The organism is Methylobacterium sp. UNC378MF (genome assembly GCF_900103195.1).
Taxonomy (GTDB): Bacteria; Pseudomonadota; Alphaproteobacteria; order Rhizobiales; family Beijerinckiaceae; genus Methylobacterium.
The window spans coordinates 30,113-45,549 of record NZ_FMWU01000022.1 but is presented as its reverse complement, the minus strand read 5'-3'; the positions used below and the strand labels follow the sequence as shown (position 1 = coordinate 45,549).

The 15,437-nt window shown below is 65.6% G+C and carries 12 protein-coding genes and 1 pseudogene; 4 read left to right on the top strand and 9 right to left on the bottom strand.

Translation table 11 applies throughout. From position 1 onward, the window contains the following. Positions 1-72: 72 nt before the first annotated feature. Together BLT59_RS21800 and BLT59_RS21795 are read right to left on the bottom strand one after the other, a co-directional pair. Positions 73-318: a hypothetical protein gene (locus BLT59_RS21800; RefSeq protein WP_091785369.1), complete on the bottom strand. Its 246-nt coding sequence runs from the start codon at positions 316-318 to the stop codon at positions 73-75. A 95-nt stretch (positions 319-413) separates the two neighbouring features. Further along, positions 414-1,007 (bottom strand): TetR/AcrR family transcriptional regulator, encoded by a 594-nt coding sequence (locus tag BLT59_RS21795; protein WP_091785365.1) that lies wholly within the window; start codon positions 1,005-1,007, stop codon positions 414-416. A gap of 880 nt (positions 1,008-1,887) precedes the next feature. On the opposite strand from BLT59_RS21795, the gene BLT59_RS21790 reads away from it, so the two are divergent. The 4 genes from BLT59_RS21790 to BLT59_RS21770 all read left to right on the top strand — a co-directional run bounded on the left by BLT59_RS21790 (position 1,888) and on the right by BLT59_RS21770 (position 5,908). Further along, a complete protein-coding gene (locus tag BLT59_RS21790) occupies positions 1,888-2,556 on the top strand; it encodes a TetR/AcrR family transcriptional regulator (RefSeq protein WP_091785362.1) in 669 nt (222 codons plus the stop codon). A gap of 220 nt (positions 2,557-2,776) precedes the next feature. After that, positions 2,777-4,291: an acetyl-CoA hydrolase/transferase family protein gene (locus tag BLT59_RS21785; protein WP_091785358.1), complete on the top strand. Its 1,515-nt coding sequence runs from the start codon at positions 2,777-2,779 to the stop codon at positions 4,289-4,291. Positions 4,292-4,558: 267 nt separating this feature from the next. Continuing rightward, positions 4,559-5,254, top strand: a complete 696-nt coding sequence (locus BLT59_RS21780; protein WP_091785355.1) for a helix-turn-helix domain-containing protein — start codon at positions 4,559-4,561, stop codon at positions 5,252-5,254. 414 nt (positions 5,255-5,668) lie between these two features. Beyond that, positions 5,669-5,908: a hypothetical protein gene (locus BLT59_RS21770; protein ID WP_091785352.1), complete on the top strand. Its 240-nt coding sequence runs from the start codon at positions 5,669-5,671 to the stop codon at positions 5,906-5,908. Between the two features lie 21 nt (positions 5,909-5,929). On the opposite strand, the gene BLT59_RS21765 is transcribed toward BLT59_RS21770, so the two are convergent. The 7 genes and pseudogenes from BLT59_RS21765 to BLT59_RS21735 form a co-directional block, all read right to left on the bottom strand. After that, positions 5,930-6,310: a response regulator transcription factor gene (locus BLT59_RS21765; RefSeq protein WP_091785349.1), complete on the bottom strand. Its 381-nt coding sequence runs from the start codon at positions 6,308-6,310 to the stop codon at positions 5,930-5,932. A gap of 109 nt (positions 6,311-6,419) precedes the next feature. Continuing rightward, positions 6,420-7,031: a response regulator FixJ gene (gene fixJ / locus BLT59_RS21760; protein ID WP_091785347.1), complete on the bottom strand. Its 612-nt coding sequence runs from the start codon at positions 7,029-7,031 to the stop codon at positions 6,420-6,422. Continuing rightward, on the bottom strand, positions 7,024-8,613 hold the full coding sequence (locus tag BLT59_RS21755; protein WP_091785344.1) for a PAS domain-containing sensor histidine kinase: 1,590 nt from the start codon (positions 8,611-8,613) through the stop codon (positions 7,024-7,026). The genes fixJ and BLT59_RS21755 overlap by 8 nt, the downstream gene beginning before the upstream one ends. Before the next feature lie 636 nt (positions 8,614-9,249). Beyond that, positions 9,250-9,567: pseudogene (locus BLT59_RS21750) on the bottom strand (ATP-dependent chaperone ClpB); the annotation flags it as partial. An 83-nt stretch (positions 9,568-9,650) separates the two neighbouring features. Next, complete coding sequence (locus BLT59_RS21745; protein ID WP_091785341.1) at positions 9,651-10,802, bottom strand: ABC transporter permease; 1,152 nt, start codon at positions 10,800-10,802, stop codon at positions 9,651-9,653. Position 10,803: 1 nt separating this feature from the next. Next, a complete protein-coding gene (gene rbbA, locus BLT59_RS21740; protein ID WP_139174096.1) occupies positions 10,804-13,569 on the bottom strand; it encodes a ribosome-associated ATPase/putative transporter RbbA in 2,766 nt (921 codons plus the stop codon). Next, positions 13,566-14,690 carry an HlyD family secretion protein gene (locus BLT59_RS21735; protein ID WP_091785339.1) on the bottom strand — a complete coding sequence of 375 codons (1,125 nt, stop codon included), beginning with the start codon at positions 14,688-14,690 and terminating at the stop codon, positions 13,566-13,568. Before BLT59_RS21735 ends, rbbA begins: the two co-directional genes overlap by 4 nt. Between the last annotated feature and the right edge of the window lie 747 nt (positions 14,691-15,437).

Here is a 15,437-nt window from a genome sequence, read left to right as displayed (position 1 = left end):
GTTGGTGTGAGTCTGTCGTCCGTATGCTCGGGACACCGGTTCGACCGGGCCGAGCTTCCGCTCCTGGGCGGGTCAGTTGTTGCGGGCCGCCCCGTCGATGGAACGCTCGGCGGCCGCCTCGCGCGCGTGCCGGGCCTCAGTTCTCCTGGGCGCCGCGTCCGCATGGCGGACCGCCTCGGGGTCGACCATGCGAACGGCGCCGATGATCTCTAGGGTGATGCGCTCCTCGGCCGATGCGGCGGAGCCGCCGAACAGTGCGGCCCCGAGTTCTGCGAGCAGAAGATAGGGGGCGACGGGATGTGCGGTTCGTAGGTTCATGGATCTCTCCTCGCATCAGTTTTTAGTAGACTGGTCGTCTATGTTTCGGGCACGCGCAGGCCGAGCGTCACGGTTGGCTCGCTCGGTCGGGCCGGTTACGGGTTCAGGATGCGTTGCGTCGCCTTCATCGCGGCGTCGAACGGCGCGTTGGTGCGCTCGATCTTCGCCATGAGGCTCGCGCCGAGCCACAGGTGGTAGAGCGTCACAGCCGCCGCACGCGGCTCGCCGTCGACCCTCAGCGACCCCTCGGCAACCCCCGCCTCGATGGCGCCGGTCACACGGTCGATAATCCCGGCCGTACCGCGTTTGAGAGCCAACCGCATGGGCTCGGAGAGGTCCGAGACTTCTGCCGCGAGCTTCACCGCGAGGCACTTGCGCTGGTAGTCAAGGCTGCCCTGTGTCGCCTGCCACTTGCGCCAGTAATTCATCAGGCGCTCGGCATGGCTGAGGCCGGACTCGGCGAGGGTGGCATCGATGTCGGCCAGGTATTCTTCGAAATAGTCAGCCAGGAGAGCCTCGCCGAAAGCCTCCTTCGAACCGAAGTAGTGGTAGAACGATCCCTTCGGCACATCGGCCGCGGCCAGGATCTCGTTGAGGCCGACTCCGGAGAATCCCTTCGCGCCCACGATGCGGTGGGCGGTGTTGAGGATGCTTTGCCGAGTGTCGGCGTTGCCGTTCACGTGTGCCATGACGCTGACATAGGATCGATTAGACCGGTCGTCTAGTGGGGCTGCGATAAAAAAACCGAGCTGCTGAAGTGCCGCCGCCCGACTGAGGGTTCCCCGGATCTCGGTCCGGCCGAAAGTGAGCGTCCGGATCTCATCCGGCGGCCTGCTGGGCGACCGCCAGGGCGGATCAAAGCGATGGGAGGACGTCAGGGGGACGTCAGTCTGAAAGGATCACCAGGTTCGCGGCAGCGGGATCGATGCCCCGCTGCATTCAGTTCGAAACGCGCCGGGATTCACTGAGCCGGTGCGCGTGTCCGCGCAGCCGCCTGGCCTGCGCGGAAGCCGGAAGTGTAGGTCGCGCGGCCGGCGTTGAGTCCTGCAGAGTTCTGATCGGATGGTGCGGCGCCGTCTGGGCTCAGGCCGCCGAACACGCCACCCGGACGTGAAGTGGGCACCTCGATGTGGGCGCCCCAAACGTTGATCGCGCGAGTGTCCTGAGCAGAGGCGGGCGAAGCCGAAGCGGCGAGGCTCAGAGCCAGCAGGCTTGCAGCGGCAGCGAGGCGGGGGGTCATGAGGCCTGTCCTTTTGAGGTCTTGCGTCGATGGGAGGCTATGCACGTCGCCCGAAAGCGGCGTGAAGCTATGCATAATGGACGCTTCAGGATCATGCCGTGGAAACATTATGCGGCAGATATGCGTGCATTGCATGATTGTCGGCCGCTCTGTCCCTTGTGCGTCAGGCTCTGGAATGGAAGGGTGTGCTCATGCGAAAACAAGCAGATAGCGACATCTGGCGAGAGGTCCGGCCTCCTGGTCGCGGCAATCGATCCTCAGAAAACGCGAACTCCGCGTCGCGTTTTGGTGTGAGCCGCTGCTACGCATGCCCGGCGAGCTGAGCTGTCATGGCGCCGAAAGATCCTAAGCTCGGATCCGCTCTGCCTGTCCCGCAGACTGGGATCGCGCCTCATCCGGCGGCGCGCAGCCCGGTTCAGGAGCGAAGCGCCGCAACTGTTGGCAAAATCAACGCCGCCGCAGCCCGTCTACTTGGGCGTGGCATCTCCCCCTACAGGCTTACAACTGCGCAGATCGCCCGGGAGGCCGGCGTATCGGTTGGTGCCCTCTACCGCTTCTTTCCCGACAAGGAGACGCTGTTCCTTGCTATGGCCGCAGAACGCTTCGAGGCGTTCGAGGCGGAGCTTCGGCAGGAGATCGAGCCCGGACTTCTTGCGGCAAACGGCCCTGCCTTGATTGCGCGCCTCGTTAATGCTGCCGCTTCCTTCTTTGCCGCTCATCCGGAGCTTCGCACCATTGTCTATGGCGGGCAGATGCTCGATCGTGAGACGCTGCCGATGAAGGGACGGCCTGCCCTCGGCGCGACAGCACTGATCCGCCGCCTCATGGTCGAGGGGCTCGGCTACAAGGTGACTCCGGACCTCGACCTTCGGCTCCGCATTGCGGCAGAAGCCGCAGATCGGTTGATCGTCTTTGCCCTCGAACAACAGGACCCACAGTATCGCGAGGCAATCCTCGATGAATCGAAGCGTCTGCTATCCACCTACCTGCTGGGATAACGCTGTGCCTCATCGCGAAGCGACCAGGAGCGCCGCCTGCGGAAAATCTGTTCGCACGGAGAGCGATCGCCAGGACCCGCCCAGCCGGTTCTATCCAGATCTGCTCGCCTATAGCCCGCGCTCAGGCAGGTGACATCGCGGTCGATCGGGCGCTGCAAGCGGGACTTCTATTGTGATGCGGCCTGGATAGCGTCGCATCTGCATCTTCGGAGACGAGATCATGGCAGACGATCGGATCGGACACACAGCGCTCCGTGCCAAGCGAACGACCGCAGAGCACGCCGCCAGCCTGATCGCGCCCGGAAGTACCATTGGCATGAGCGGGTTCACGGGGTCCGGATACCCGAAGGCGGTCCCGCTTGCCCTCGCGCGGCGCATCGAGGCTGCGCATCATGCTGGCGAGCCGTTCCGCGTTCGGGTCTGGACTGGCGCCTCGACGGGGCCGGAACTCGACGGTGCACTCGCACGCGCCGACGGAATCGAGTTCCGCCTGCCTTACAACTCCGATCCGGTCGCCCGCGAGAAGATCAACCGCGGCGAGATGGCCTATGTCGACATGCATTTGAGCCAAGTCGCTCCCATGGCTTGGCAAGGATTTCTCGGGCCGCTCGATACGGCCGTGGTCGAGATCTCGGGCATTCGGCCGGACGGATCGCTGGTTCCGTCTTCCTCGGTGGGCAACAACAAGACCTGGCTCGATCGAGCGCGTCAGGTGATCCTGGAGGTGAACCGCTGGCAGAGTGCCGCCCTGGAGGGCATGCACGACATATACTACGGCACCGCGCTCCCGCCCCATCGGCTGCCGATCCCTCTCGTCCGTCCTGACGATCGCATCGGCGAGCCGACCTTCCGCTGCGATCCCGACAAGATCGTCGCCATCGTCGAGACGGAGGCGCCCGACCGAAATCTTGCCTTCACCCCTCCGGACGCGGCTGCGCGTGGGATCGCCGGGCATCTCATGGAATTTCTGCGCCATGAAGTCGCCCGTGGCCGCTTACCGCCCTCGCTGCTCCCGATCCAGTCGGGTGTAGGCAATGTCGCGAACGCTGTTCTGTCCGGTCTGCTTCATGAGCCGTTCGAGGACATGACGGCCTACACCGAGGTCATCCAGGACGGCATGCTCGACCTCCTGGCGGCCGGCAAACTCAGGATGGCGTCAGCCACGGCCTTCTCACTCAGTCCAGAGGCTGCGGCGCGGCTCAACGCCGACATGGCGCAATTTCGTGACCGCATGATCCTGCGCCCTCAGGAGATCAGCAATCATCCCGAGCTGGTTCGACGTCTCGGCTGCATCGCGATGAACGGGCTGATTGAGGCGGATATCTATGGAAACGTAAATTCGACGCACGTCATGGGGTCGCGCATCCAGAACGGCATCGGCGGCTCAGGCGATTTTGCGCGAAACGCCTACCTGTCGATTTTCATGACGCCCTCGACCGCGAAAGGCGGCCGGATCTCGGCCATCGTCCCACAGGCGTCGCATGTCGATCACATTGCCCAGGACGTGCAGGTGCTCGTGACCGAACAGGGCTTGGCGGATCTCAGAGGACTCGCACCGACCGAGCGCGCGAAGGTCATCGTCGAGAATTGCGCGCATCCTGACTATCGGGCCGCCCTGCAAGATTACCGCAATCGGGCTCAGCGCGGCTCCTACGGCGGGCATGCGCCGACGCTGCTCGGCGAGGCACTCTCCTGGCACCAGCGGTTCGTCGAGACGGGATCGATGCTCCCGTAGATCAAGGCGGCCGAGACGAGGTGCTCGGAGCTCAGTCGATCTGACCGGCTCCTTCGGTCCTGGCCGATCCTCTCGATCCGCTCGGTCCAATGCCAGCCGGTCAGGCCACTCTTGGCTGAACGGATGGCCGGTGCATGAGCTCGACCCAGTGCTCCGCGCCTACGTAGTTGCCCTTAAGCAGGCCTGCTTACGAAGCCGACCGGAATTTCCGCGAGACCGTACTCCAGGCATTCAGGCCCTCATCCAACACGGATGAGGAGCAAACCGATGTCGAGCGTGATCTCCCTGCCCCAGCCCTCGCAGGCGGCCGCGAGCTTCAATGCGCCGGTCGGTGGCATCCACGGGAGCGGTCTCTTCGCGAGCTGCCCGGAGCTCATTGGCACTCCGTTCGCCTACGCCCGCGAGGAGGAGATCTACGGCGAAGGCGAGGACGCCGAGTTCGTCTACAAGGTCGTCGAGGGCGCGGTGCGCACCCATAAGGTCCTGAGCGACGGCCGCCGGCAGATCACCGGCTTCCACCTGCCGGGTGACCTGTTCGGCTTCGAGCAGGGCGAGACCCATCGGCACACCGCGGAGGCCTTGTCCGACGCCAAGGTGCTGATCTTCAAGCGGCGCCAGATCGAGCGTGCCGCGACCCACCGCGCCGAGGTCGCTTGCCAGCTCTGGAGCATGGCGACAAACAACCTGCGCCACGCCCAGGACCATATGCTGCTGCTCGGGCGCCGGTCGGCCACGGAGCGTGTCGCGTCCTTTCTGATGGAGGTGGACGAGCGCCTCGGCGGCACCGGCACCTTCGCCCTGCCGATGACCCGGCGCGATATCGCCGACTATCTCGGGCTGACCATCGAGACCGTGTCGCGCACCATCACCCAACTGGAGGCTGACGGGGCACTGCTCCGCAGCAGCACCAGCCGGCATGTCAGCCTCCGCCGCAACCGGATGCGTCGTGCAGTCGAGGACTGAGGCGGACACCACTGCCGAGTGTCAGGTGTGTGAGGCACGTATGTCGGCACGGCAGCGATTAGTTTGGCGGAGCATCCTCGGCGCCGCAGTCATAGTGGCGGCGGCGGATTTGACCGCCCGGCTTGCCTACTCGGATGCCGTCGTCGCGGCGCAGGTCGAGGCTGCCGTCAGACGTGCCAATGAGGACATGGCGCTCGCCAGCCGAGAGGAGCCACGGATCGTCTCCCGGCGTAGGCATCAACGGCTTGCGGCTGGTCCGTGACAGCGTGCCGTTCAGAGGCCCCGGGCCCCCATCGCCCCGCTTCCGCAGGATCCCCTCCCCGTCCTGCGCACCGACTATATCCGAGCAACTTGCGCTAGATCAACGAAGATCGCGCTCCTGGCGTTTGAATAGCCAAGCTAGAGGAGACGACCATGTTCGGGCAGACCCAGTTGTGCGACCCTTACAATGTGTTCCTGCGCAAGCACAAGCCCGGCCTATGTTGCGCCGTGCGTGAAGACATGCCTGTTCCGACCTTTCTCAACCCGGAGGACTGGTCCTACGGCTACACGGCTCGCAGGACGGCGGATCTGCCCGTCAGCTTCCAACGCAGCGCCGCCCGCGATGCGACTGGCCGGCTTGGCTTCTACCTCTTCCAAGACGTCTGTGCCTGATCGAGCCAGGGCACGCCGCGATCAGTGGTGTGGGCTGGCACGCTCTGTGGCCGGCCCTGTGCGGGCCGCCTCGATAGCACAGAGCAGCTCCGGCGAGAGCGGCTTCTCGATCAGCGGCAGGCCTGCCGCTTTCGCGCGCTTGCGGATCAGGGGGTCGGGATGCCCCGTGGTCAGCACGACAGGAGCGCCGACGTCGAGCTCGCGCAGACGGCGGAACACCTCCACTCCGTTCAGGCCGGGCATCACATAGTCGAGCACCACGCAGCTTGGCTCAGGGCCCGGGAAGGCGGAGAGCAGTTCCGTGCCACTTCGGAACGCCGAGACCGTGTAGCCTTCGCTCTCCAGCAGGAAGCGCAGCGCGTCCAGCACGGCCGGATCGTCATCGGCGATGTAAATCGGCACGGTCGTCGTCCTCGAACAGGTTCGCTGCGCACGCGGGCTCGGGGCGTGCGCGAGCGCAGTCTTCGACCGCCAATCTGGCTCCGGGCCGGGCCAGCAGCCTTGATCCCGCTCAAACCGGTCCGAGGCCGGCCAGCACCGCCCAACGCACCAGTTCCGACAGGTTGCTCGCCTGCGTTTTCGCCATGAGCTTGGCGCGATAGATCTCGACGGTGCGCGGGCTGATCTCGAGCGCGCGCCCGATCTCCTTGCTGGTGCCGCCCGCGACGAGATGATCCAGAACCTGCCGCTCGCGCTCGCTCAAGGTAGCCACCCGGCGGACGAACTCCTGAAGGACAGGATCTGCGGATCGTGAAGACCGCCCTTGTTCGAGGGCCGAATGAAGCGTCTGAAGGAGCGCCTCGTCGCCGAACGGCTTCTCGATGAAGTCGCACGCCCCGAGCTTCATCGCCTCGACCGCGAGCGGCACATCGCCGTGTCCCGTCATCAGAACCACCGGGAGCGCGTTGCCCACCGTCCGCAGTTGACGCAAGAGCTCCAGCCCGTCCATGCCAGGCATCCGCATATCCGACAGTATGCAGCCCCTCCCCAGGTTCGGCAGGGCGGCAAGCACCGCCTCCGGGCCATCGTAGAGCCTGACCTCGAACCCCGTGCTGGCCAGCAGGAATCCAACGGCGTCCCGGATTGCCTCGTCGTCGTCGACGACATGCACCAGTTCAATCATCGCTCAACTCCCGCTCGTGCACGGCCGGCAGGGTCAGGCGGAATGTCGCCCCACCAAGTCGGTTGCGCTCGACCGTGAGTTGCCCGCCATGCGCCTCCGCGATGGTCCGGCAGATCGACAATCCCACGCCCATCCCGGTCGGCTTCGTGGTGACAAAGGGCTGGAACAGCCTGTCGGCCACGGCGTCCGAAATGCCCGGTCCGGTGTCCGACACCATAATCTCGACCATCTCCTGGGTGACGGGCTTCGCCTCGACGATGAGCTCGCGCTGCCGGCTCTCCTGCATGGCCTCGCGCGCATTGCGCATCAGGTTGACCAGGATCTGCTGGATCTGCACCCGGTCCGCCAGGACGGACTGAACCCGCGGGTCGAGCCTGACGTGAGCCGATACGCCCTGCTCACGAGCTCCCACCAGCGCCAGTGCGCTGGCCTCCTCGATCAGCTTGGAGACGGGCTCGATCCGCTTCTCCGCCTCGCCGCGCGTGATGAACTCCCGCAGACGCCGGATGATCTGGCCAGCCCTGAGCGCCTGCTCGGCCACTTTATCGAGCGCCTGACTCACCTGGGGTAGCAGAGCCGGATCGGCCCGGTCCAGCAGGCGGCAGCAGCCCTTGGCGTAGGTGCTGATCGCCCCGAGCGGCTGGTTCAGCTCGTGGGCGAGGGTGGACGCCATCTCGCCCATGGCGCTCAGGCGTGAGACCTGGGCGAGCTCGGACTGGAGCTCGTGCAGCTGTGCCTGGGTCTGGTGCTGCTCTGTCAGGTCGTTGATGAAGCCGGTGAAGAAGACCTGCTCGCCCGAGCGCATCTCGCCGATGGCAAGGTCCATCGGAAAGGTCGAGCCGTCCCGCCGCTGGCCCGTGACCATCCGTCCGATGCCGATGATGCGCCGCTCCCGCGTCCGCCGGTATCGGTCGAGATAGCCGTCATGCCCGCTCCGCATCGGCTCGGGCATGAGCAGTTTGACGTTGCGGCCGATCACGTCGTCCGCCGTGTAGCCGAACAGACGCATGGCTGCGGCGCTGAACGAGTGGATGATCCCTGCCTCGTCGATGACGACCATCGCCTCGGGTACGCTGTCGAGGATGGATTGCAGGTGCGCTTCGCGGGCCCGCAGCTCCGCCTCGGTCCGCTTCTGCTCCTCCTGTGCCCGCTTCTGTTTCTCCTGTGCCCGCTTCTGGGCGTCGATGCTGAACATCACGCCCCGGTGGCGGACCGGACCACCGGCCGCATCGAGTTCCACCTGCCCGCGCGAGCGGATCCAGCCCATCTGTCCGTCGGGGCGCAGGATGCGCAGGTCGACCTCGTAGGTCCCACCCACTTCCAGCGCATCCTGGATCGCCTGCGCGCGCCTCTCCCGATCATCGGGATGGATGAGCTCCTGCAGGGCGGAAAGGCTGGTCAGCTGCTCGGGGGACACACCAAGCAGGCGAACGCATGTCGCGGACACGGTCACTCTGCCCGTGGCCGGCTCCAGCGACCATGTGCAGATCCCGGCTGCGTCGAGCGTCTCGCGCAGCTCTTCGGCCGACAGGGCCGGTGCCCAAACTGGAGGTGTGCTGGTCGGGTCAACCGTGGGCGGCATCGCAGCCAACGGGCCCATTCAGGTTCGCGCGGCGCGACATGGATCGAACAACCTGCTCCCAGACGAGAATGGGCGGGGTGATCAGGTGCACGCGATGCATCGACCACCGCTCATATCAGCCCAGAGATGTGTCAGTCTCGCAATCTACAACCGGATGGTGTGCATGGCGGCTATGTCGCTAGCGTATGCCCCCGTCGATGCCGATCGCTATCCTTGGCGGAGCCTTCCAGGTTGGGAGCTTCCCAGGCAGGCGACTCGGCGCGGCAACAGCAATCCCTGCTGCCAGGATAATGAAGCGCCGTGGTTCGACTGGAGCCTGTCGCAGCGCCACTCTGATCTGGTTGATGTCGTTGCGCGGCTGGCCGCTCTTCGAGCCTTCCATCTCGGCCTTCGAGGGGAGAAATTTTACGGCGGGGAAGAACTCGTCTGGTTCGGAGCCGGCCCGACAGAGTCGGGCTGGAATGGGCCGATCAATCGCCTGGGATGCATGGTATGTGATCTTGAAGAGACCCCGCGAGACGCGTGACTGATCTTCAATGCTGGTGATGCTGCGTGTGAGTGCAGCATGCCTGCCTCCAGGCACGGCGGATGGACCGTGCGTGTGCAGCGGTGCGCTCCCGCGTGCCCCCTGCCGCTGATCGGCCGGTTCGGATCCTGCAGCCCGGCCCGGGCGCGCCGGACCGCGGTCGAGACCGCCTCCACCGCCTCGCGCTGGCCGACGACGCGCTTGGACAGCGCCTCCTCCATGGCCAGAAGCAACTCGCGCTCGCCCTCCAGCATCTTGTCCACCGGCACCCCGGTCCAGCGGGAGACCACCCCGGCGATGTGGGCGGGCGTCACCGCCTCCTCCATCATCGTATCGCGCCCGTTCTCCGCCTTCGCCTCGATCTCGGCGAGCTGCTTCTCCAGCCCGGGGATCACCCCGCCGGCCAGCTCGCCCGCGCGCTGGTACTGGGCCGCTTATGCAGCCTCCTCTGCCAATCGGTCAGGTCCGATATCCGCCTGTCAGGTCAAGTCCGACCGCTTCTTCTTCAGCCTCAACCGGCCTGTGCGGCTGCAACTTGGCGGAAGCGCCGCAACGCCAGGACGAAGAACCCCGCGCCGATTAGGGCGACAGCGAGGAATTTCGGCCAGACGACGTCGATCCCGGCGCCGCGATAGAGAATAGCCTGAGCGAAGGACACGAAATGGGTGGATGGCGACGCGCTCATGATCACCCGCAAGGGCGACGGCATGCTCTCGATCGGCGTGTTGGCGCCGGAGAGCAGGTTCATCGGCACGGCGACGAGGAGATAGAGCAGCCCCAGTTGGGGCATGGTGCGTGCGATCGTTGCGAGGAAGATGCCGATCGCGGTGGCGAAGAAGAGATAGAGCGCCACGCCGGCCATGAACAGCGTCACCGAGCCGGCGACCGGGACACCGAGAAGCTGGCGCACCACGATCGCCAACGACAGACCGACCGCGACGGTGATGACGAGCCCGTTCGCCCACACCTTGGAGGCCGCGATCTCCAGCGGTGTGACCGGCATGACGAGAAGATGATCCATGGTGCCATGCTCGCGCTCACGAACAACCGCCGCGCCGGCCAAGATGATCGCAAGCATCGTCACCTGGTTGATGATGCCCATGATGCTGGTGAACCAGGACGTCGTGACGTTCGGGTTGAAGGCGATTCGTACCGACAGAGTGACGGGCGAGGCTGCGATCCCCTGCGACGGCAGCAGGAACGCGCCGTCATTGCGGGACAAATACTTGTGCAGCTCTGCTGAGAAGATCTGCTGAAAATAGTTGGCGCCAATGCCGGCCTGCATCATCGCGGTCGCGTCGATGGCGAGCTGGGCATCGGGGTGTCGCCCGGCCAGTACGTCGCGTTCGAAATGGGGCGGGATCGTCACGACGAAGGTGTAGCGCCCAGTGTCCATCAGATGGTTGATGTCGCGCTCGGCCACAGGCTCTGGCGGCTTGAAGTAGGGCGGCGTCAGCCCAGCGATGAACTGGCGCGATAGCGGCGACATATCCTCGTCGAGATAGCCGACCGAGGCATTGTGCAGCTCTTGCGAGCTGCTCTGGGCCTGGGCGAGCACGGCGAGGGAGAAAGCCCAGACCACGAGGCCGAGGAGCACGTAATCCTGGAAGAAGCTCCTGAGCTCCTTCGTTCCCAGCCAGAATATGTTGGCGAGCACGCGCATGTCAGCGCTCCTGCTTGCGGAGGAAGAGGAGGCTTAACATTGTAAAAATTGGTATGAACGCGAGGAGCGAAAGATGATACTTGTAAAGATCGGCCAGATCGAGTCCCTTGGTGAAGGTTCCGACCGTGATCGGCAGGAAGTAACTCATCGGAAAGGCGCGACCCATCACGGCACCGGCACCCGTCAGCGACGAGACCGGAGTCAGCATGCCTGAGAATTGCGAGGCCGGTAGCATAGTCAGGATTGCGGCCGCGAAGAGCGCCGCGATCTGCGTCTTGCAGAACGAGGAGATCAGCATACCGTAGCCAGTCGCCGTGACCGCGTAGATCAGAGCGCCGAGCGCCAGGGCGAACGCGCTCCCCTTGAGCGGCACCTGGAACACCAGCGTGGCAATCAAGGTCAGCACCAGAAAGTTCACCATCGAGGCGGCCACGTAGGGCAGCTGCTTCCCGATCAGGAACTCCACGCGGTTGACGGGCGTGACATAGAGGTTGGTGATCGACCCAAGTTCCTTCTCGCGCACGATGGCGAGCGCCATCAGAATCGCCGGGAACAGGATGAGCTGCAGCGCCATGGTACCGGGCACGATGGCGTAGATGCTGTCGAAGTCCTGATTGTACTTGAACCGGGCTTGCAGGTTGGCCGGCGCCGCCGCGCTTTGACCCGCGCGCGCGGCGAGATCTCCGAGGAACTGCTGGTGGACGCCCAGGAGATAACCGCGCATCGTCTCGGCGCGGAACGGCATGGCGCCGTCGATCCACACCCCTACTTCGGTCGCCAGGCCCTTCTTCAGATTCCTGCCGAAATCCGGAGGGATCTCGATCGCGGCCTGGATGTCGGCGGATTGTAGGCGCTGGTTCGCTTCCGCCTCGGTCGCAAGCGGCGGCTTCTCGACGAAATAGGGCGAACCCCGCAATTCCTTGAGATAGGCTCGACTCTCGACGCTATTGTCGCGGTCGAGCGCGGCGAAGGTCAGGTTGTTGACGTCCGTCGAGATGCCGGCCCCGACGACCAGCATCAGGAACGCGGTGCCGAACAAGGCGAATCCCAGCCGGATGGGGTCGCGCAGGAGCTCAAGCCCTTCCCGGATGGCATAAGCCAGGAGCCGGCGTGGGCTGAACCAAGCCAAAGGTGGCCGGCGCGTCACAGCGGTCGAGGACGCGGGCCGGAGGTCGGCCTGCGCGGCGGCGCCGGATGGGGAGGGCTGGCGCGCCGCGGCCGCCTCCTCCAGATAGCCAACGAACGCGCTTTCGAGGTCGGGCGCGTGGCGCGCGGCGACGAGCGAGGCCGGACTGCCGTTCGCAAGCACGCGGCCCGCATCCATCAGCGCTATGCGGTCACATCGCGCCGCCTCATTCATGAAATGCGTGGAGACGAAGATCGTCACGCCCTGATGGCGCGACAGGTCGAAGAGCAGCCGCCAGAACTCGTCGCGTGCCAGTGGATCGACCCCCGACGTCGGCTCGTCGAGGATCAGGAGATCTGGCTCGTGCACGACCGCGACGGCGAGCGACAGGCGCTGGCGAATGCCGAGCGGCAGGTCCCCTGATCGTTGGCGCAGGTGGTCTCTCAGACCGAAGCGCTCGACCAGGAAATCGATCCGCCGCTGCGCCTTGTCGCGCGCGATATGGAACAGCCGCGCATGCAGGTCGAGGTTCTGCGCGACCGTCAGCTCGGTGTAGAGCGAAAAGGCCTGCGACATGTATCCGACGCGCCGCCGTCCCTCCACATCGGAAGCGTCGGCTAAGCGGCCGAAAAGCAGCGCCTGGCCCGAGCTCGCCGGCAGGAGGCCGGTGAGCATTTTCATCGTCGTCGTCTTGCCGCAGCCATTCGAGCCGAGGAAGCCGAAGATCTCGCCGCGCTCGATCTCGAAATTGACGTGGTCGACGGCGGTGAAGTCGCCGAACTGGCGCGTCAGCTCGCGCGCGACGATCACCGGTTCGCCCCCGCCACCCTGGCGAGGCAGAATGGTGAACGGCTGCCGCCCCTGACGGCGCTCGTCTGGCAGAAGGGCGATGAAACTGTCCTCGAGGGTGGCGGAACCGGTGCGGGCCTTGAGCTCCGCAGGGCTCCCCGTCGCGAGGATACGGCCGCCATCCATAGCGACCAGCCAGTCGAACTGCTCTGCCTCTTCCATATAGGCGGTGGCGACGACGACGCTCATGCCGGGTCGGTCCTGGCGCATGCGTCCGATCAGCTGCCAGAACTGCCGCCGCGACAGTGGATCGACGCCGGTCGTCGGCTCGTCGAGGATCAGAAGGTCCGGGTCATGGATCAGCGCGCAGCACAGGCCGAGCTTCTGCCGCATGCCGCCCGAGAGCTTGGCGGCCGGACGTTCCGGGAACGGATCCAGCCCGGTGCTCTCGAGCAGGTCCGCGATGCGGCCGTCGCGCTCGCGGCGATTCAGGCCGAAGAGGCGGCCGAAGAACGCGATGTTCTCACGCACGCTGAGGTCAGGATAGAGGTTCTTGCCGAGCCCCTGCGGCATGTAGGCGACGCGGGGGCAAACGGCGTCGCGGTGATGGCGGCTGCCGATATCGCCGCCGAGGACCTGCACGGCCCCGACCTGAATCTTCCGCGCCCCCGAGATCAAGGCGAGGAGCGATGACTTGCCGACGCCGTCCGGTCCGATGAGCCCAACCATGCAGCCGGCCGGGATGACGCAGCTGACGTCGTTGAGCGCGAGCCGCGCGCCGTAGCGCAGAGTCACGTCCCGAAGTGCCGCCACAGGCTCCGCGCGCGCCGCAATCGCCTCCGTGAGTCTCATGGCCGGGCCGGCCCGCGCAGACGCTCAGGCCACGCCACCTTCGGGTCGAGCTTGACGTAGCCGAGCCCGGGCAGGCCGCTGCGGACCTCGGCTGCGTGGGCGGCGAGGATGTCGGGATCCACGCGAAGCTTGACCCGGAACATGAGCTTGTCTCGCTCGGTCTTCGTCTCGACCGCCTTCGGCGTGAACTGCGCCTGGGTGGCGATGAACGAGACATGGGCCGGAATCGCGATGGTCGGATAGGAGTCGAGGACGATCCGTGCCTCGGTGCCGAAGGCGGCGCGGCCAGCTTCCGCCGTCGGGAGGAACACGTCCATGTAGACGTCCGTGATGTCAAGCATCGTGAAGACCTTGCCGCCGGCCGCAAGAACCTCGCCGATATTAGAAACTCGATATTGGATTCGGCCTGGACGTGGCGCGACTAATGTATTGTCGGCGATGTTGACCTTCAGGTAATCGATGCCATGCTGTGCCGCATCGCGCGTTCGCTCGGCTTGCGACACGCGCTCCCCGGCGGCGCTCAACTGAGCTTCGGCTCCTTGGAGGGCCTGCTGGCGCTGGTCGTAGAGTTCGCGGGTGGCGAAACCGCGCTGGAGGAGCGACTTCGTGCGCTCGAACTCGGCTTGCGCCAGTGTCACTTGCGCCCGCTGCTGTTGCTGATTTGCGCGGGCCTCGGCAATGATCCGCTCGTCGGCTTCCAGTTGCGCCTGTTCCTTCCGGAGCGAGGCCTCAAGGTCGCGCGTGTCCATACGGGCAACCACCTGTCCGACCTGCACCGCATCGCCCTCTTTGACGAGGAGTTCTGCGACGCGGCCGGCGAATTTGGTGCTGATGTCTATCTCCTCGGCCTCCAGGCGGCCATTCGCCACCGCTATGCCGGGCGGAAGAGCCGGCGCCCGACCGAACCACCAGTAAGAGGCGGCGCCGATTCCGCCGATCGCGGCAACGAGTAGGAGGAGGAGCCACGTCCTGGGCCGCTTGCGCGGCGGCACAAGGGCCGGAAGCCCGGAGCCCGAAGTAGGTGTCGTCACTGGCTGGCCGGGCAGGATCAACTCACCCGAGAGCGGGGCGGGAGCCTCCGCGGGCGGAGAGGCCGACTTCTCCAAAACGGCGGTATTCATGGGCAGCACTCTCGATCCGGCGGGCGGGCCAATCCTTGCCAGTCCTCGACGAGCGTGCTGATCGCGCCTTGCGTTGGATCAAGCCGGCCTGCGCAAGAGCGCGAAAATGTTCGGTCTGAAACTGCGGGCCGTGGGCCCGGAGCCGGTCAAGATCGCGCTCTGCACGGTCAAACAGAGGTGGCTCCTCGGGTCGCCGGACAGGCTATAGCGATCCGCCGCGAGCGCTCGCCGACATCCGGGTTGGCCATCTGAGGACTGAGGCCTTCCGTAAAGCTACGAAAGCACATGGCCAGCGTCTTGCAAATGGGCTCCGCATTGGCTCCAGCCCGCTCCTTGATGCACCTCAATGTTGCGGCTGCCGAGCCGGATTTAAGAAGGCTCGGCTTACCTCTGTCAGCACCAAGCGTGTCCGACGATGTGCTTGCCGTCCCCGCGCCAGAAGAGTGCCCATCGCGAACTGTCCTGGAATGCCGAGGCCGCGATGCCGCGTGTCCTCATCGCAAAGCTGCAACGATTCACGCGGCTGTCCGACGCCGAGCATGTGGCGCTGCACGAGCTCACGGCGCGACGCGGACAGGTCGGGACGCACGCGGACATCGTCCGCGAGGGCGAGCCGCCCGGCCCGGTCCGGGTGATCCTCGACGGTTGGGCCCGCCGGTACCAACCGTTCAAGGACGGCCGCCGCCTCCGTCCAGCGCGAGTGGACGGTCAACATCGCCCGGCACGAGGGGTTCGAGCGGCTCGGCC